The following is an 18,388-nucleotide window of genomic DNA, read 5'->3' as shown; positions in this document are numbered from 1 at the left end:
AGTGCTCAAGCGCCGATCAGCGCTTGAACGCCTTCACTTCAGCTTCACGCAGGCGCGGGGCCAGCTTGTCGAGCACACCGTTGACGAACTTGTGGCCGTCGGTCGAACCGAAGACTTTCGCCAGTTCGATGCCTTCGTTGATCACCACGCGGTACGGCACGTCGACGCGCTTGAGCAGTTCCCAGGTGGACAGGCGCAGAACCGCCAGTTCAACCGGGTCCAGCTCTTCGATCGCCAGATCCAGGCAAGGCGTCAGGGCGGTGTCGATTTCGGTCTTGAACTGCGGAACCCCGTGCAGGATCTCGCGGAAGTAAGCGCCGTCGACATCGGTGAAATCGTTATCAACGCGAAACTGCGCTTCGATCTCGTTCAGCGATTGCTTGGCCATGTGCCACTGGTACAGCGCCTGAGTCGCGAGCTGACGGGCTTCGCGACGCTTGACGCTTTTCGAGGGCTTGCCGGCATCCGCAGGTTTCGGATCGCGCGGGTTGAAACGATCGCTTTCGTCGCTAATCACTTGGCCTCCAACTGCGCCAGCAGGCTGACCATTTCCAGAGCGGACAGGGCAGCTTCGGCACCTTTGTTACCGGCCTTGGTGCCGGAACGTTCGATGGCTTGCTCGATGGAATCGACGGTCAGCACGCCGAAAGCGACCGGCACGCCGAACTCCATGGACACCTGAGCCAGACCCTTGGTGCATTCGCCCGCCACGTATTCGAAGTGCGGGGTGCCGCCACGAATGACCGCGCCGAGGGCGATGATTGCGGCGAACTCGCCTTTCTGCGCGACTTTCTGCGCAACCAACGGGATTTCGAAGGCGCCCGGTGCGCGGATGATGGTGATGTCGCTTTCGCTCACGCCGTGGCGAACCAGGGCATCAACGGCACCGCTGACCAGGCTTTCAACCACGAAGCTGTTGAAGCGGCCCACTACCAGAGCGTAGCGGCCTTTGGGGGCGATGAAGGTACCTTCGATGGTCTTCAGGGTCATTCGTCAGTTCTCTTAAAGAGCCGGGACGCGTCTGCTACGCGCCCCTCAGTGATTATTTGCCGCGAATTGGAGTCCGGAAACAGCCGGTCATTATTCGGAGGGCACGTATTCTACAACTTCCAGATCGAAACCGGATATCGCATTGAACTTCATCGGTGCGCTCATCAAGCGCATTTTGCGCACGCCGAGGTCGCGCAGGATCTGCGAACCGGCACCGACGATGCTATAGGTGGTCGGTTTTTTCGGCGCCGGCTGATCGCCGGTCTCGCGAATATGCGCCAGCAGTACGTCACCGTCGAGCGGGTGACCGAGCAACAGCACCACACCGCTGCCTGCCTCGGCGACCGCAGCCATGGCGGCGCGCAGGCTCCAGCGGCCCGGTTGCTTGACCATCAACAGATCACGCAGCGGGTCCATGTTGTGCACGCGCACCAGCGTCGGCTCTTCGGCACAAACGGTGCCCAGGGTCAGCGCCATGTGCACGTCACCTTCCACCGAATCACGATAGGTCACCAGGTTGAATTGGCCCAGTTCGCTGTCCAGCGGCTGCTCGGCAATCCGCTGAACGGTACGTTCGTGGATCATCCGGTAGTGAATCAGGTCGGCAATGGTGCCGATCTTGATGTTGTGTTCGGCAGCGAAGGCTTCGAGTTCGGCGCGACGGGACATGGTGCCGTCGTCGTTCATCACTTCGCAGATCACCCCGCTTGGCTCGTAACCGGCCATGCGCGCCAGATCGCAAGCCGCTTCGGTGTGGCCGGCGCGCGCGAGGGTGCCGCCGGCCTGGGCCATCAGCGGGAAAATATGGCCCGGGCTGACGATGTCTTCAGCCTTGGCGTCCTTGGCAGCAGCGGCCTGCACGGTGCGCGCACGGTCAGCAGCGGAGATGCCGGTGGTCACGCCTTCGGCGGCTTCGATCGAGACGGTGAACTTGGTGCCGAAGCCGGAACCGTTGCGCGGCGCCATCAACGGCAGCTTCAACAGCTCGCAGCGCTCACGGCTCATCGGCATGCAGATCAGGCCACGGGCGTGCTTGGCCATGAAGTTGATGTGTTCAGCCTGGCAGCACTCGGCGGCCATGATCAGGTCGCCTTCGTTCTCGCGGTCTTCGTCATCCATGAGGATGACCATCTTGCCTTGGCGGATGTCTTCAACCAGTTCTTCGATGCTATTGAGCGCCACAAGGCACCCCCTTCTTTTGAATTATTTGAGGTAGCCGTTTTGGGCCAGAAAGCTTTCAGTAATCGTGCTGCCGGCCGTCTTCTCGGCGGCCTTGTCACCCAGCAGCAGGCGCTCCAGATAACGCGCCAGCAGGTCGACCTCAAGGTTCACCCGGCGACCTGGCTGGTACGACGCCATGATGGTTTCGCTCAGGGTGTGCGGGATGATCGTCAGCATGAATTCGGCGCCATCGACGGCATTCACAGTCAGGCTGGTGCCGTCGACGGTAATCGAGCCTTTGTAGGCGATGTACTTGGCCAGCTCCTTCGGCGCGCGGATGCAAAATTCCACGGCACGGGCGTTGTCGCTGCGCGACACCACTTCGCCGACACCGTCGACGTGGCCGCTGACCAGATGTCCGCCGAGACGGGTGGTCGGGGTCAGGGCTTTTTCCAGATTGACCGGGCTGCCGCTTTTCAGGTCGTTCATGGCGGTGCAGTCGAGGGTTTCGCGGCTGACGTCGGCGGCAAAACCGTTGCCTGGCAGCTCAACCGCGGTCAGGCAGACGCCGTTGACGGCGATGCTGTCGCCGAGTTTGACGTCGCTCAGGTCGAGCTTGCCGGTGTCGACATGCACACGCACATCGCCGCCCTTGGGGGTCAGTGCACGGATGCTGCCGATGGATTCGATGATGCCGGTAAACATGGGGTTCTCCTTGAGAACGGGGCCAGCGCTAAGGCGATGGCCGGGAATTATACGCGCGCCGCAGGGACAGGGCGGGCAGTGACTCGCCAGTCATCGCCGACCGCGCGGATTTCAGTGATTTTCAGCTCCGGCGCATCCTTCATAGAGGCCAGCGGCCAGTCGAGCAGCGGACGCGCCGTGGAGCCGAGAAACTTGCCGGCGATGAAAATCACGAATTCGTCGACCAGACCGAGCTGCGCGAAAGCCCCGGCCAGACGCGGGCCGGCCTCGACCAGCACGTCGTTGACGCCGCGATGGGCCAGTTCCAGCAGCAGCTGATGCAGGTCGACCTGACCATCGTCACCCGGCACAATCAAGCATTCCGGGCCGTTGGCGTACTGTTCTTCGACCGCCACGCAGGTGGCGACCAGCGCCGGGCCGGCCTTGAAGAACGGCGCATCCAGCGGCACCCGCAGGCGGCCGTCGATCAGCACGCGCAACGGCGGCCGGCTCATGACTTGCGCGGTTTGCTCGGCGTCCAGCCCCAACTCGTCAGCACGCACGGTCAATCTTGCACCGTCGGCCAGCACGGTATCGGCGCCGGTCAGCACCACCGCCGCCTCGGCGCGCAAGCGCTGGACTGCTGAACGCGCAGCCGGGCCAGTGATCCACTGGCTCTCGCCGCATTCCATTGCGGTGCGGCCATCGAGGCTCATCGCCAGTTTGACCCGCACGAACGGCAAGCCGTGTTCCATGCGTTTCAGAAAGCCTTGATTGAGCGCGCGCGCTTCGGCCTCCAGCACGCCGCTTTCGGTGGCGATGCCGGCATCGGCCAGGCGCTGCAAACCGCGTCCGGCGACTTGCGGATTAGGGTCGCGCATCGCTGCTACAACCCGCGCTACGCCAGCATTCACCAACGCATCGGCACACGGCGGCGTGCGGCCGTGGTGGCTGCAGGGTTCGAGGGTGACATACGCGGTGGCGCCGCGGGCCTGCTCACCGGCAGCGCGCAACGCGTGAACTTCAGCGTGAGGTTCGCCGGCGCGTTCATGCCAGCCTTCGCCGACAATCTGCCCGTCGCGCACCACCACACAGCCTACCCGCGGATTGGGATGGGTGGTGTAGTGACCCTTGCGCGCCAGTTCCAGCGCGCGCGCCATGAAATGCGCGTCGAGGATGGCCTGCTCGGCGGCAGTCATTCTTGCACCGGTTCGCGGGCGAGGCGGTCGATCTCTTCGCGGAACTCGTTGAGGTCCTGGAAGCGTTTGTACACCGAGGCGAAACGGATGTAGGCGACTTCATCGAGCTTTTGCAGTTCGGCCATCACCAGTTCACCGACAACGAGGGATTTGACCTCGCGCTCGCCGGTGGCGCGCAACTTGTGCTTGATGTGGACCAGAGAGGATTCGAGGCGCTCGACGCTCACCGGACGCTTCTCCAGCGCGCGCTGCATGCCGGCACGGAGTTTTTCTTCGTCGAACGGCTGACGGCTACCGTCGGTTTTGATCAGGCGCGGCAACACCAGTTCGGCCGTCTCGAACGTCGTGAAACGTTCGCCGCAGGCCAGGCATTCACGCCGGCGGCGCACCTGTTCGCCCTCGGCGACCAGACGCGAGTCGATGACCTTGGTGTCGTTGGCACCGCAGAAGGGACAGTGCATGGTGGCTGGCAACAAAAAAAGGGAGGGCCATGGTAGCGCATCCCGGTGGCAAGACAAGCCATAGCCTTTGCGGTATACAGAACGGCATGATCGTTTGATCCATGGAATTCATTCTGCCGGAGCCTCCAATGCCGTTACGTCCGCTCGTATTGCTCAGTCTTTTCAGCCTGCTGGTGGCCTGTGGCAGCGACGCGCCCAAGCCCCAGCCGCCGACGCCTGGCCCTGCGCCGCAACAAGCACAGAAAAAAGCCAAAGAGGCCGCCGAGCTCGGCCCGCTGCCGGCCTATCAACGGGAGCTGAGCGGCACGCTGCAAGGCGTACCCGCGGGGGCCGAAGTCGAGCTGGCGCTGCTGGTGATCGATGAAAAGGATCGCCCGCAACAATTGCTTGCCAGCTCCAGTCTGATCGGCACCAATCAGCTGCTGCCGTTTCGCCTGCGCTTCAATCCCGAAGCGTTTCCGGCCGGTGCGCGGGTTGAGCTGCGTGGTCGCGCCAGCCAGTCCGGCCAGCTGATCCTGCACCTGCCGTCGCAGACCATTTCTCAGCCGACCACCCAGGCGCTGGGCCAGCTGCAATTTGTCAAAGCCCCATGAATGCACCGCTCGACCTGCAACAGGCCTTGGGTGAACTGCTCGGCGACGCCCGCCTGAAAGCCTGCGCGTTGCCGGACACCGATTTGCAGTTATGGCTGATCGACGGCGACAACATGGCTCGCGAATTCAGCCAGGAAGAGACCCAGCGCATCCTGCACGAGCCGCCCTACTGGAGTTTCTGCTGGGCCAGCGGGCTGGCGGTGGCGCGCTATCTGGCGGGGTTTCCCGAGTGGGTGCGCGGCAAGCGCGTGCTGGATTTCGGCGCCGGTTCCGGAATTGCCGGGATCGCGGCGGTGAAAGCCGGCGCGCTGGAAGTGGTGGCCTGCGATCTCGATCCACTGGCGATTGCGGCGTGTCGGGCGAATGCCATGTTGAATGATGTCGAGATGAGTTACTCGACCGACTTCTTCGCCGAGGCCGATCGCTTCGATCTGATTCTGGTCGCGGACGTGCTGTATGACCGGGCGAATCTGCCGCTGCTCGATGCCTTTCTCAGCCGTGGCCGCGAGGCGCTGGTGGCGGATTCACGGGTCCGGGATTTTCGCCATCCGTTGTATCAACGGATCGAGATGCTCGAGGCGATGACCCTCCCCGATCTGGCCGAGCCCGAAGAATTCAGACATGTCAGCCTCTACCATGCGCGGCGCTAGCTAAAAGCATCGCGGGCAAGCCCGCTCCCACAGTGACCGAGTCGAACCAACATTTCGTATACGACACAGAACCCTGTGGGAGCTGGCTTGCCAGCGATGGCGTCTTGCTTAGCGGTACACCTCTCAAATCTGCCCCGCTACCGGCCACCCCCCACCAAGCCTTATAGTTGCCCCATCCACGCTTTGACGAGATCCCCCATGAGTGAGCAAACGCCGTACATCTTCGACGCCACGACGGCCGATTTCGACCAGTCGGTGATCGAGGCTTCTTTCAACAAACCGGTGCTGGTGGATTTCTGGGCCGAATGGTGCGCGCCGTGCAAGGCGCTGATGCCGATGCTGCAAGGCATCGCTGAGAGCTATCAGGGCGAGTTGCTGCTGGCAAAGGTCAATTGCGACGTCGAGCAGGACATCGTCGCCCGCTTCGGCATTCGCAGCCTGCCGACCGTGGTGCTGTTCAAGGACGGTCAACCGGTCGACGGTTTTGCCGGTGCGCAACCGGAATCCGCGGTGCGCGCACTGCTAGAACCTCACGTGCAAATGCCGCCACCGGCCGCTGCCGACCCGTTCGAACAGGCTCAGGCGCTGTTCGATGACGGGCGCTACGCCGACGCCGAATCAGCGCTGGTAGCCATGCTCCAGGAGGACAACAGCAACGCCAAGGCACTGATTCTGTATGCGCGCTGCCTGACCGAACGCGGTGAGCTGAGCGAAGCGCAGACCGTGCTCGACGCGGTCAAGAGTGACGAGCACAAAGCCGCACTGGCTGGCGCCAAGGCGCAGATCCAGTTCCTCGGGCTGGCCCGCGACCTGCCTGACGCCGCCGAGCTGAAAAGCCGTCTGGCGCAAAACCCGCAGGACGATGAAGCGGTGTATCAACTGGCGATCCAGCAACTGGCGCGTCAACAGTACGAAGCGGCGCTGGAAGCCTTGCTCAAACTGTTCATCCGCAATCGCAGCTACGGCGAAGGCCTGCCGCACAAGACCCTGCTGCAAGTGTTCGAGCTGCTCGGCAACGATCATCCGCTGGTGACCGCTTATCGCCGCAAGGTCTTCGCTGCGCTGTACTAAGCGCTCACTCGACCCAGCTATAGAGCGGCGTGTCGGCGCCGCTCTGCACTTTCACCTGCGAACTGTGGCGCAAGCGCACCAGCAAACGCTTGCCCGCCGCCGCACTGCCGGTCAGCCCTTCCAACTGATCAAGCAGGTCCGGCCCGCTGAGCTGACCGGCCTGGCGCAACAGATCCTTCGCCACTTGCCACAACGCATCGTCCTGCCCCTGCGGTTTCGCCGCCGGCACCGCTGCAGCCGCCTCAGACTGAGCCAGCGGCGCCTGAGCACTGAGCGCCGAACCAAGCCTGGCCCAGTCACTGTCATCCAGCTCCACCGTCAAATCCACCGGCAGCGCGCCGACGGTTCCGCGTATCCGCAACATTGAATTCGCTCCTGCCTTTTTCCGACCTGCATGCTCCCACGGGACTTGTGTAACGCCAAGCACACGGGCAAACTCTGCGCACTTTCGTTATAAGATTACATAACAAACTTTTCACTTTACGTCCCGGAGTTCGCCATGCGTCGTTTGTTGCTCGCTTTGCCGTTTGCCCTGTTGCCGCTGGCCGTTGCCTACGCCGCTGACGAGCATGACCACGATCATGATCATGAGCACGGCAGCCTCGGCGCCCATGAGCATGGCGTGGGTCGATTGAATGCGGCGCTCGATGGCCAGACCCTGGAGTTGGAACTGGAAAGCCCGGCGATGAATCTGGTGGGTTTCGAGCATGCGGCCACTTCGGACGCTGACAAGGCCAAGGTCGCTGTCGCTCGTGCGCAGCTGGAAAAACCGTTGGCGCTGTTCAGTCTGCCTGCGGCGGCCGGTTGCAAGGTGGCAAGTCAGGAACTGGAAAGTCCGCTGTTCGGCGACAAGCCGGATGCAGACGATCATGACGAAGACGAAGCGGACAAGGATGGCCACGAGCATCACCATGAGCACAGCGAAATCCATGCGCACTATCAGTTCACTTGCACTACGCCTGGTGCGCTGAAGACGCTGGATCTGACGAATCTGTTCAAGACCTTCCCGGCCACACAGAAGATTCAGGTACAACTGATCAGCGCCAGCGGCCAGCAAGGTACGGAAGTGACGGCCAAGGCGGCGTCGCTGAAGTTCTGAACTGTATGAAGATCCCCTGTACGAGTGAGCCTGCTCGCGATAGCGGTATGTCAGACAACTTGATCTCAACTGACACGACGCTATCGCGAGCAGGCTCACGCCTACAAAAGCGTCACTCAATTACCTGACCGGTTGCACATGACCCAAGCACTCATCGAACTGTCCGACCTGGGCTTCAACTGGCCCGGTCACCCACCGTTGCTGGACATTCCGGCGTTTCGCCTGGAAGCCGGCGAGACCCTGTTTCTCAAAGGCCCGAGCGGCAGCGGCAAGACCACCCTGCTCGGCTTACTCGGCGGCGTGCAGAAGCCGGGCCGTGGCAGCATTCGCCTGCTCGGCCAGGAGCTGACCGAGCTCTCCGCCGGTGCCCGCGACACCTTTCGTGTCGATCACACCGGCTACATTTTCCAGCAGTTCAACCTGCTGCCGTTTCTTTCGGTGCGCGAGAACGTCGAACTGCCCTGCCATTTTTCGAAACTGCGTGCCCAGCGAGCGAAACAGCGCCATGGCAGCGTCGATCAGGCCGCCGCGACCCTGCTCGCGCATTTGGGCTTGAAGGACGAAAGCCTTCTCAGCCGCCGTGCCGATTCGTTGTCGATCGGCCAGCAACAACGGGTCGCCGCTGCGCGTGCACTGATCGGCCAGCCGGAACTGGTGATCGCCGACGAGCCGACTTCGGCGCTGGATTACGACGCCCGGGAGAATTTCATTCGTCTGCTGTTCGCCGAATGCCGCGAAGCCGGTTCCAGCTTGCTGTTCGTCAGCCACGACCAGAGCCTGGCGCCGCTGTTCGATCGTCACCTGTCCCTGGCCGAGCTCAATCGCGCCGCCACGTCTGCCGAGGTCTGAGATGTATCTGTTTCGTCTGGCCATGGCCAGCTTGGCCAACCGCCGTTTCACCGCTTTGCTCACTGCGTTCGCCATCGCTTTATCAGTGTGCTTGCTGCTGGCGGTCGAGCGCGTGCGCACCGAAGCCAAAGCCAGTTTCGCCAGCACCATCAGCGGTACCGACCTGATCGTCGGCGCGCGCTCCGGCTCGGTGAATCTGTTGCTGTACTCGGTGTTCCGCATCGGCAATGCCACCAACAATATTCGCTGGGACAGCTTCGAGCACTTCGCCAACAACCCGAAAGTGAAGTGGGCGATCCCGATGTCTCTCGGCGACTCCCATCGTGGCTACCGCGTAATGGGCACCACCGAAGCCTATTTCGAGCATTACCAGTACGGCCGTCAGCAGCACTTGACGCTGGCCGACGGACGCGCGTTTGCGACAGATCCGTTCGAAGTGGTGCTCGGTGCCGAAGTCGCCGAAGCGTTGCACTACAAGCTCGGCGACAAACTGGTGCTGGCCCACGGCGTGGCGGCGATCAGTCTGGTCAAGCACGACGACAAACCGTTCACCGTGGTCGGCATCCTGCAGCGCACCGGGACCCCGGTCGATCGCACGTTGCACATCAGCCTCGGCGGCATGGAAGCGATCCACATCGACTGGCACAACGGTGTGCCGGCGCGCGGCAACGGCCGGATCACCGCGGATCAGGCGCGCAACATGGACCTGACGCCGCAAGCGATCACCGCGTTCATGCTTGGCCTGAACAGCAAGATTTCCACCTTCGCACTGCAGCGCGAGATCAACGAATTCCGCGGTGAGCCGATGCTGGCAATTCTGCCGGGCGTGGCACTGCAGGAATTGTGGAGTCTGATGAGCACGGCGGAAAAAGCCTTGTTCGTGGTCTCGCTGTTTGTCGTGCTGACCGGGTTGATCGGCATGCTCACGGCGATTCTCACCAGCCTCAACGAGCGTCGCCGCGAGATGGCGATTCTGCGTTCGGTGGGGGCGCGGCCATGGCACATCGCGAGCCTGCTGGTGCTCGAGGCGTTTGCCCTGGCATTGACCGGGGTGATCGCCGGACTGGCGCTGCTGTACATTGGCATCGCCGCCGCGCAGGGTTACGTGCAGGCCAATTACGGTTTGTATCTGCCGCTGGCGTGGCCGAGCGAGTATGAATGGACGCTGCTCGGTGGCATTCTGGCGGCCGCGCTGCTGATGGGCAGCGTGCCGGCCTGGCGTGCTTACCGCCAATCTTTGGCCGATGGCCTGTCGATCCGTTTATGAGGAAGTCCACCATGCCCCGCGCCGTGCTCGCGCTGCTGTTGATAATTGCCCTGCCCGTTTGGGCAGCAGCGCCGAAGGACCTGACATGGTCGGAAATGATTCCGCCGGACGCCGCACCGGAAGTACCGAACATGACCCCGCTGCATGACCTGTCGAAGATGGGCGATGCGCTGTCGGCCGAATCCGCCCCGGCGGCCAAGCAGGACCTGCCGAATGCGCCGGTGGTACAGAGCCTCGACGGCCAGAACATTCGTTTGCCAGGCTACATCGTGCCGCTGGAAGTCAGCGAAGAAGGCCGCACCACGGATTTCCTGCTGGTGCCGTATTTCGGCGCCTGCATCCACGTGCCGCCCCCGCCGTCGAACCAGATCGTGCATGTGAAAAGCGAACTCGGCGTGAAGCTCGACGAGTTGTATCAGCCGTACTGGGTCGAGGGGCCGTTGCAGGTCAAGGCGTCGAGCAGCGAACTGGCGGATGCCGGGTATCAGATGGAGGCGCAGAAGATTTATGCGTATGAGCTGCCGGAGTAAATCCCGGTGGTTTTGTGCTGTTTGCAAGGGCCTCATCGCTGGCAAGCCAGCTCCCAAAGGTTTCGTTGGTGATCACAAAATTTGTGAACGACTCGATCACTGTGGGAGCTGGCTTGCCAGCGATTGGGCCCTGGAAGTCCCCACAAAACTTCACCCCTTCACTGTTTCATTGAGCTGAGTCAAAAGACCGGATCAGCGGGTTTCGTACCATAGGGCATCAGATTTTTCTTATGTCCTTTCGGAGCCCCCATGAACAAGTCCTTGCTCAGCGCCTCGCTGTTTGCCCTTGCGCTCGCAGCCCCGCTCGCCCACGCCCACGAGGCCGGCGATATTCTGATCCGCGCCGGTGCGATCACCGTCAACCCGAAGGCCGACAGCTCCAGCGTCAAGGTCGATCAGGGTCCGTTGAGCGGCGCGAATCTGGGCGGCAAGGCGACCATGAGCAGCGACACCCAACTGGGTCTGAACTTCGCTTACATGCTCACCGACCATGTCGGCCTCGAACTGCTCGCGGCCACGCCGTTCGAGCACGACGTCAAGCTCAAGGGCACCGCCCTGCCGGCTGCCAATGGCAAACTCGGCACCCTGAAACACCTGCCACCGACCCTCAGCGTCGTGTACTACCCGCTGGATTCGAAATCGGCGTTCCAGCCCTACGTCGGCGGCGGCATCAACTACACCTGGATCTATGACGAGCACGTCGGCAGTGAAGCCAGCGCCAACGGGTTCAGCAACTTCAAGGCGAAAAACTCCTGGGGCCTGGCCTGGCAGGTCGGTGCCGACTACATGCTGACCGACAACATCATGCTCAACGCCCAGGTGCGCTACATCGACATCGACACCCGCGCCACCGTCGAAAACAACGCCGTCGCGCCGGGCACTCGCGCTCGGGTCAACGTCGATGTCGATCCGTTCATCTACATGGTCGGTTTGGGCTATAAGTTCTGAGTCGATTGACCGAACGTTCACGTGGTGGTGAATGAGGCTTCGTGGCAGGCAGGCCTGGAACTGACGACGACGGTACGCCGTTGATCGGGGGACAATGTCCCCTTGCCACTGGGATGGATTGTTTATTCCGGCCGTGAAAAAGGCGCCTGTTGAAGGGCGCCTTTTTCATGTCTGCCTGGAATGCGTGGTGAGTTTGAGTCTACCCCCTCACCCCAGCCCTCTCCCGAGGGAGAGGGAGCCGATTTGGAGTCCTTCAAAACCTGAGTTCGACTTGGTATTTCAGGTCGGCGTATTTCCCACAAACACCTCAATCAGTCCCCTCTCCCTTTGGGAGAGGGTTAGGCGGGCGGCGTTCCGATGAGGGTGCTATTAGCCACGCCCCAACAACCGCGCCAACCCCACACTCATCGGCGTCTGCCGCGGCATCTCAAACCGCTCCAGCAGTCGCCGGTTATCCGCCCGCGAATGCCGGATATCACCCGCCCGCGCCGGGCCATAACTGATCGTTGGCAGCTCACCGACCACCACTTTCAATGCTTCGAGCATCTGCTTGAGGCTCATCGACTGGTTCCAGCCAACGTTCAACGCGCCTATTTCCACCTGAGGCTTTTCAATCCCCTGCACCAGCAGACTGACAAGATCCTCGACATACAGAAAATCGCGCGTCTGCTCGCCATCGCCGAACACGGTGATCGGCAGGCCTTGCTGCGCGCGCTCGCTGAAAATGCTGATGACCCCGGAGTACGGCGAGGACGGATCCTGACGTGGGCCGAAGATATTGAAGAAGCGGAAGATCACCGGTTCCAGGCCATGCTGGCGGCGATAGAAATCGAAATACTGCTCACCGGCGAGTTTGTCCGAGGCGTACGGTGTCAGCGGGGCTTTCGGCGTGTCTTCGTTGATCGACTCGCCCTCGCCGTTGTTGCCATAGACCGCAGCACTGGAGGCGTACAACACCCGTTTGACCCCGGCCAGACGCATCGCTTCGCAGACATTCAGCGTACCGATGAAATTGCTCTGGTGAGTCTTCACCGGATCGTCCACCGACGCTTGCACCGACGCCACCGCCGCCAGATGGGCGACCGCGCTGCAGCCGTGCATGGCTTGCGCCACCAGTGCTGCATCGGCGACATCGCCGACGATCAACTCGACTTTGGGATTATCCAGCGGCAGGTTGCTGCGTTTTCCGGTCGACAGGTCGTCGAGCACCCGCACCGAGTGACCCTTGGCGAGCAACGCGTCGGTCAGGTGCGAGCCGATGAAACCGGCTCCGCCGGTGATTAAAACGATACCTTCAGCCATGACGGTAGAACCTGTCCAGTAAGCCCGGGAGTGCAGCACGCCAGGCGCGCGGCTTGATCCCGAAAGTGTGCAGAATTTTCTTGCAGGCCAGCACCGCGTGTTGCGGCTCTTCGGCAGCGTCGGGCCGTGCGGCGTGGGCCTGAGCGGTCGGCGCTTCGATGGCCAGCGCGTGCAGGCTGCGTGCTTCGGTGAGAATCGCCTGGCCCAGCGCCAGCGGCGTGGTCGCTTCGTGGCCGGCGTAGTGATACGTGCCCCACAGCGGTGCCGCGCAATCGAGTTGCTTGAGCACCGAAATGATCACCCGTGCAGCGTCGTCGACCGGCGTCGGGTTGCCGCGACGGTCATCGGCCAGCAGCAATTCTTCCGGTTGCTCGGCGCGGGCGAGAAAACGCCCAAGGGTGCCGTCCGGGCTGTCATCGAGCAGCCAGCCGAAACGCAGCAGCACATGTTGCGGGCACGTGGCGCGTACGCTCTGTTCGATACGCCACAAGGCCTGGCCGCGCAGGCCCAGCGGCACCGGCTCGTCTTTTTCGCTGTAGGCGGTAGCGCGCGAACCGTCGAACACCCGATAACTCGACGGCTGCACGAGGACGATGTTGTGGTGCTGGCACAGTTCGGCCAGACGTTCGATCGCCCGTTCCTGTCCGGCCATGCGGGTTTCGCTGACGGTCTCGGCCTGGAACCAGTCGAAATAGTAGGCGAGGTTGATCAACGCATCGGGACGGGTGTCGTCCAGCAGTTGCGTCAGGCTCGCGGCATCCCAGCCGTTTTCGGGCGGGCGGGGGGCGAGGAAACCGATGTCTTCCTCCGCACCAAGGCGAATCAGCGCCTGCCCAAGGGCATTTCCGCCGCCCAGTAACATAAGGCGCATTCGCATAGAGTCAGCAGGCCCAGTCTGATTGGAACGATGGCTTTAGCGACGGTTCTCGTGGAACCGTCGTCGATAATTGCCGGAATCGTTGCATTTTGCGGGTTTAGTGCGCAACCGTCATCCGTAATGTGCAGATCCCGCAATTTGTATTGAGGCAACCGGCCTCATCGCTGGCAAGCCAGCTCCCACAGGTTCTGTGCCAGGCATGAATCCTGTGGGAGTTGGCTTGCCGACGATAAGGGCTCGACTGTCTCTGAAGATCCCCAGCGGTACTTGCATCTTCCCTCCCCCGCCCGCATAACTTTACCCATGAATCTCCCCCTCCCCGCCGACAGCGCCCTGGCCGGTTTCCACCCTGCCGTCAGCGCCTGGTTCAGCCACACGTTTCCGGCGGTCACCGCCGCCCAGGCCCGTGCATGGCCGTTGATCCGTCAGCGCCGTTCGACGCTGATCGCCGCGCCGACCGGTTCCGGCAAAACCCTGACCGCGTTTCTCGCCGTCCTCGACGATCTGGTTCATCGCGGCCTGGAAGCCCCCCAAGGCCTGACCGATGAAACCCTGGTGGTTTACGTTTCGCCGCTCAAGGCACTGTCGAACGATATCCAGATCAACCTGCAGAATCCGCTGGCCGGCATCACCGAACAACTGCGCCAACTGGGTCTGCCCGAGCTGCAGATCACCACGGCCGTGCGCACCGGCGACACCCCGCAAAAAGACCGCGCGGCCATGCGCAAGACCGCGCCGCATATTCTGGTGACCACGCCGGAATCTCTGTACGTGCTGCTCGGTTCCGAGTCAGGCCGCAAGATGCTCGGCACCACGCGCACGGTGATCATCGATGAAATCCACGCGATGGCCGCCGGCAAGCGCGGCAGTCATCTGGCCTTGAGTCTGGAACGCCTGCAAGCCTTGTGCAGCGAACCACTGACGCGCATCGGCCTGTCCGCCACGCAGAAGCCGGTTGAAGCCGTGGCGCAGTTTCTGGTCGGCCATGAACGGCCCTGCGAAATCATCGACATTGGCCATGCCCGCCCACGGGATCTGGGCATTGAAATACCGCCGGTGCCGTTGTCGGCGGTGATGGCCAACGACGTCTGGGAGCTGGTCTACAACCGCCTCGCCGAACTGGCCCGGGAACATCGCACCACGCTGATTTTCGTTAACACGCGGCGCCTGGCCGAACGTCTAAGTCGACACCTCAGCGAACGCCTCGGCAAATCCGCCGTTGCGGCGCACCACGGCAGTCTCGCCAAGGAGTTTCGCCTCGATGCCGAGCAGCGGCTCAAGCGCGGTGAACTGCAGGTGCTGATTGCCACCGCGTCGCTGGAACTGGGCATCGATATCGGCGAAGTCGATCTGGTCTGCCAGATCAGTTCGCCGCGCTCGATTGCCGGTTTCCTGCAACGGGTCGGCCGTTCGGGCCACCAGGTCGGCGGCACGCCGAAGGGACGGTTGTTCGCCACCACCCGTGACGATCTGATCGAATGCGCCGCCCTGCTCGATTGCGTGCGTCGTGGTGAACTCGACACTTTGCACATACCGCAAGCGCCGCTGGATGTGCTGGCGCAGCAGATCATTGCCGAGGTCAGCTGTCAGGAATGGCCGGAAGACGCCTTGCTGGCCATGTTTCGCCGCGCCGCGCCCTATCGCGATCTCGACGAAAAACACTATCAGGCGCTGCTGAGCATGCTCGCCGAAGGCTACAACGGCCGCCAGGGCATCCGCAGCGCGTATCTGCACCGCGACGCCGTCAGCCGCACCTTGCGCGGCCGGCGCGGCGCGCAACTGACCGCGGTGACCAGCGGTGGGACGATTCCGGACAACGCCGACTACAGCGTGCTGCTCGAACCGCAGGGCCTGAACATCGGCAGCGTCAACGAAGACTTCGCCGTCGAAAGCATTGCCGGCGATGTGTTCCAGCTCGGTAATACGTCGTACCGTATCCTGCGCGTAGAGGCCGGCAAGGTACGGGTCGAGGATGCCCACGGCCAGCCGCCGACCATCCCGTTCTGGCTCGGCGAAGCCCCGGGCCGCAGCGATGAGCTGTCCGCCGCGGTGGCACGCCTGCAAGCGCAACTCGACGAATTGCTCGGCGCCAGCCCTGGCGATCCGCAACCGGCGCTCGACTGGCTGACCCAGACCCTGGGCCTCAATCGCGCCAGCGCCGAGCAAATGGTCGAGTATCTGGCCCGCGCGCGCCAGACCCTCGGCGCCCTGCCCTCGCAGGACACGCTGCTGATGGAGCGGTTTTTCGACGAATCCGGCGGCACGCAACTGATCCTTCACACGCCGTTCGGCAGCCGCATCAACCGCGCCTGGGGCCTGGCCCTGCGCAAGCGCTTTTGCCGCACCTTCAATTTCGAATTGCAGGCCGCCGCCAGCGAAGACGCGATCGTGCTGTCGCTGTCGACCAGTCACAGCTTTGAACTCGACGACGTCTGGCGTTACCTGCACAGCAACAGTGCCGAACACATTCTGATCCAGGCGGTGTTGGATGCGCCGCTGTTCGGCGTGCGCTGGCGCTGGAACGCCGGTGTCGCGCTGGCGCTGCCACGCTTTACCGGCGGGCGCAAAGTCGCGCCGCAGTTGCAGCGAATGAAAAGCGAAGACCTGATCGCCAGCGTGTTTCCCGATCAGATCGCCTGCCTGGAAAACCTCGCCGGCGAACGAGAGATTCCCGAACACCCGCTGATCGAACAAACCCTCGACGATTGCCTGCACGAAGCGATGGACAGCGAAGGCTGGCTTACGCTGTTGCGACGCATGGAACGCGGCGAGGTGCGCCTGATCAGCCGCGACCTGCCGGCGCCCTCGCCGCTCGCCGCAGAAATTCTCAGCGCGCGGCCGTACACCTTTCTCGATGACGCGCCACTGGAAGAACGCCGCACGCAAGCGGTGATCAACCGGCGCTGGAGCGATCCGCAATCGACCGATGACCTCGGTGCGCTGGATGCCGACGCGATTGCCGCAGTACGCGAAGAGGCTTGGCCAACGGCGAATTCGGTGGATGAAATGCACGAAGCGCTGATGAGCCTGGCTTGCATCAGCGCAGCGGAAGTTGCCGCCAATGACGGCTGGCGCGAGTGGCTGCAGACCCTGGCCAGCAGCGGTCGCGCGTGTTGTCTGCAGGTCGATGCCGAGCATTCTTTGTGGCTGGCCCGCGAGCGCCTGACCTGCCTGCAAGCGCTTTATCCACAGGCCACGCCGCAGCGCGAGCTGGACGCATTGCCCGGCTTCGACGCAGCGTGGAGTTTCGATGACGCCTTGCTCGAAGTGATCCGCGCGCGCCTCGCCGGGTTCGGCCCGCTGCCGTTACTCGCCATCGCCCAACCGCTGGCGCTGCCGACTGCGCAGGTCGCTCAAGCCCTCACTCAACTGGAGCGCGAAGGTTATGTGCTGCGCGGCCAATTCACGCCGAACCTGAATGACGAGGAATGGTGCGAACGGCATCTGCTCGCGCGCATCCATCGCTACACGGTCAGGCGTCTGCGCCGGGAAATCGAACCGGTGGCGTTGCAGGATTTCATGCGCTTTCTGTTCGACTGGCAGCACCTGTCAGCCTCGACGCGCGGTCAGGGCAGCGCTGTGTTGCCGGCCATTGTCGGCCAGTTCGAAGGCTACGCGGCGGCGGCTTCGGCGTGGGACAGCGATATCCTGCCGGCGCGGCTCAAGGACTATTCGCCGAGCTGGCTGGATGATCTGTGCCGCAACGGCAAACTGGTGTGGACGCGCCTCAGCGCTCGACAAAAGGTCAGCGGCACGGCGTTGCGCAGCACGCCGATTGTGTTGCTGCCGCGCGCTCAGGTCGGCTTGTGGAGTGCGCTGGCCGAACAGACGCCGGCAGACGAACTGTCGCCGAAAACCCGCAAGGTCTTCGACGCCTTGAGCCAGCACGGCGCGTTGTTTTTCGATGAGCTGATTCACGAAGCGCACCTGCTGCGCAGCGAACTGGAGATCGCCTTGCAGGAACTGGTCGGCGCCGGGTTGGTAAACGCCGACAGCTTCGCCGGCCTGCGCGCACTGATCACGCCGCCGAGCAAGCGCCAGCAGCGCAGCAGTCGCCGCGGGCGCGGCGCGTTTGTCGGTGGCATGGACGATGCCGGACGCTGGGCCTTGTTGCGGCGCGGTACGGCAGTGGATAACAGCCAAACGCTGGAGCATGTCGCCATGACGTTGCTGCGCCGCTACGGCGTGGTGTTCTGGCGCTTGCTTGAACGTGAGGCGGACTGGTTGCCGAGCTGGCGCGAGCTATTGCGCACGTTCCATCGACTCGAAGCGCGTGGCGAGATTCGTGGCGGACGCTTTGTCAGTGGTCTGGCGGGCGAGCAGTTTGCCCTGCCCGAGGCAATTCCCTTGTTGCGCGAAGTACGCCGGCGCCCGCACGACGGCAGTCTGGTGATGGTCTGCGGCGTCGACCCGTTGAACCTCGCCGGGACCTTGTTGCCGGGGGTGAAAGTGCCGGCGCTGGCGAGTAACCGGCTGGTGTATTGCGATGGGGTTCCGGCGGCGGCAATGATTGCCGGCAAGCAGCAGATCTGGACGGAGCTGGATCAGATGGCGGCGGAGCAGGTGCACAGCAAGCTGATCCGGCATTGAAGGCGTCTGTTCTGGCCTCATCGCGGGCAAGCCCGCTCCCACAGGGTTCTGCGGTGTACACAAAACCAATGTGGGAGCGGGCTTGCCCGCGATGAGGCCGGGACATGCAACGCATCA

Annotated in this window: 18 protein-coding genes; 9 read left to right on the top strand and 9 right to left on the bottom strand. The window is 62.8% G+C overall.

From position 1 onward, the window contains the following. Window positions 1-16: 16 nt before the first annotated feature. From nusB to nrdR, 6 genes are all read right to left on the bottom strand, one after another. Window positions 17-517, bottom strand: a complete 501-nt coding sequence (gene nusB, locus BLU24_RS04850; protein ID WP_039761889.1) for a transcription antitermination factor NusB — start codon at window positions 515-517, stop codon at window positions 17-19. Further along, entirely contained in the window at window positions 514-990 is a 477-nt protein-coding gene (ribH, locus tag BLU24_RS04845) for a 6,7-dimethyl-8-ribityllumazine synthase (protein WP_003228649.1), read from the bottom strand. The genes nusB and ribH overlap by 4 nt, the downstream gene beginning before the upstream one ends. Window positions 991-1,080: 90 nt before the next feature. Beyond that, a complete protein-coding gene (gene ribBA, locus BLU24_RS04840) occupies window positions 1,081-2,172 on the bottom strand; it encodes a bifunctional 3,4-dihydroxy-2-butanone-4-phosphate synthase/GTP cyclohydrolase II (protein WP_093097920.1) in 1,092 nt (363 codons plus the stop codon). A 21-nt stretch (window positions 2,173-2,193) separates the two neighbouring features. Then, entirely contained in the window at window positions 2,194-2,856 is a 663-nt protein-coding gene (locus BLU24_RS04835) for a riboflavin synthase (protein WP_093097917.1), read from the bottom strand. Between the two features lie 47 nt (window positions 2,857-2,903). Further along, window positions 2,904-4,034: a bifunctional diaminohydroxyphosphoribosylaminopyrimidine deaminase/5-amino-6-(5-phosphoribosylamino)uracil reductase RibD gene (gene ribD / locus BLU24_RS04830; RefSeq protein WP_093097913.1), complete on the bottom strand. Its 1,131-nt coding sequence runs from the start codon at window positions 4,032-4,034 to the stop codon at window positions 2,904-2,906. After that, window positions 4,031-4,495 (bottom strand): transcriptional regulator NrdR, encoded by a 465-nt coding sequence (nrdR, locus tag BLU24_RS04825; protein WP_172833237.1) that lies wholly within the window; start codon window positions 4,493-4,495, stop codon window positions 4,031-4,033. Before nrdR ends, ribD begins: the two co-directional genes overlap by 4 nt. 128 nt (window positions 4,496-4,623) lie before the next feature. Between nrdR and BLU24_RS04820 the strand changes: the two genes are divergently transcribed. The 3 genes from BLU24_RS04820 (at window position 4,624) to trxA (ending at window position 6,809) form a co-directional block, all read left to right on the top strand. Further along, complete coding sequence (locus BLU24_RS04820; RefSeq protein WP_093097910.1) at window positions 4,624-5,088, top strand: YbaY family lipoprotein; 465 nt, start codon at window positions 4,624-4,626, stop codon at window positions 5,086-5,088. Continuing rightward, complete coding sequence (locus BLU24_RS04815; protein ID WP_093097907.1) at window positions 5,085-5,738, top strand: class I SAM-dependent methyltransferase; 654 nt, start codon at window positions 5,085-5,087, stop codon at window positions 5,736-5,738. The genes BLU24_RS04820 and BLU24_RS04815 overlap by 4 nt, the downstream gene beginning before the upstream one ends. 198 nt (window positions 5,739-5,936) lie before the next feature. After that, window positions 5,937-6,809, top strand: a complete 873-nt coding sequence (trxA, locus tag BLU24_RS04810; protein WP_093097904.1) for a thioredoxin — start codon at window positions 5,937-5,939, stop codon at window positions 6,807-6,809. Between the two features lie 4 nt (window positions 6,810-6,813). On the opposite strand, the gene BLU24_RS04805 is transcribed toward trxA, so the two are convergent. After that, complete coding sequence (locus tag BLU24_RS04805) at window positions 6,814-7,173, bottom strand: hypothetical protein (RefSeq protein ID WP_093097902.1); 360 nt, start codon at window positions 7,171-7,173, stop codon at window positions 6,814-6,816. A 135-nt stretch (window positions 7,174-7,308) separates the two neighbouring features. On the opposite strand from BLU24_RS04805, the gene BLU24_RS04800 reads away from it, so the two are divergent. From BLU24_RS04800 to BLU24_RS04780, 5 genes are all read left to right on the top strand, one after another. After that, on the top strand, window positions 7,309-7,908 hold the full coding sequence (locus BLU24_RS04800; RefSeq protein WP_093097899.1) for a DUF2796 domain-containing protein: 600 nt from the start codon (window positions 7,309-7,311) through the stop codon (window positions 7,906-7,908). A 138-nt stretch (window positions 7,909-8,046) separates the two neighbouring features. Next, entirely contained in the window at window positions 8,047-8,757 is a 711-nt protein-coding gene (locus tag BLU24_RS04795; protein ID WP_090286721.1) for an ABC transporter ATP-binding protein, read from the top strand. 1 nt (window position 8,758) lies between these two features. Next, a complete protein-coding gene (locus BLU24_RS04790) occupies window positions 8,759-10,024 on the top strand; it encodes an ABC transporter permease (protein WP_093097896.1) in 1,266 nt (421 codons plus the stop codon). Window positions 10,025-10,035: 11 nt separating this feature from the next. Continuing rightward, on the top strand, window positions 10,036-10,554 hold the full coding sequence (locus BLU24_RS04785; RefSeq protein ID WP_093097893.1) for a DUF3299 domain-containing protein: 519 nt from the start codon (window positions 10,036-10,038) through the stop codon (window positions 10,552-10,554). 249 nt (window positions 10,555-10,803) lie between these two features. After that, window positions 10,804-11,502: an OmpW/AlkL family protein gene (locus BLU24_RS04780; RefSeq protein ID WP_016985285.1), complete on the top strand. Its 699-nt coding sequence runs from the start codon at window positions 10,804-10,806 to the stop codon at window positions 11,500-11,502. Window positions 11,503-11,871: 369 nt separating this feature from the next. Here the strand turns inward: BLU24_RS04780 and BLU24_RS04775 are convergent, their stop codons facing one another. Next, the gene (locus BLU24_RS04775) at window positions 11,872-12,804 is read right to left on the bottom strand and encodes an NAD-dependent epimerase/dehydratase family protein (protein WP_093097890.1); all 933 of its coding nucleotides are present in this window, start codon (window positions 12,802-12,804) and stop codon (window positions 11,872-11,874) included. Continuing rightward, window positions 12,797-13,681, bottom strand: coding sequence for a sugar nucleotide-binding protein (locus BLU24_RS04770; RefSeq protein ID WP_093097887.1), 885 nt, complete (start codon window positions 13,679-13,681; stop codon window positions 12,797-12,799). Before BLU24_RS04770 ends, BLU24_RS04775 begins: the two co-directional genes overlap by 8 nt. A gap of 303 nt (window positions 13,682-13,984) precedes the next feature. Here BLU24_RS04770 and BLU24_RS04765 point away from each other — a divergent pair, with 303 nt between their 5' ends. Continuing rightward, window positions 13,985-18,271, top strand: a complete 4,287-nt coding sequence (locus BLU24_RS04765; protein ID WP_093097884.1) for a DEAD/DEAH box helicase — start codon at window positions 13,985-13,987, stop codon at window positions 18,269-18,271. Window positions 18,272-18,388: the final 117 nt, after the last annotated feature.

The organism is Pseudomonas sp. Z003-0.4C(8344-21) (assembly GCF_900104975.1).
Lineage (GTDB): Bacteria > Pseudomonadota > Gammaproteobacteria > Pseudomonadales > Pseudomonadaceae > Aquipseudomonas > Aquipseudomonas granadensis.
Note: the sequence above shows the minus strand (reverse complement) of the source record. Positions and strands in the feature narration are given on the sequence as shown.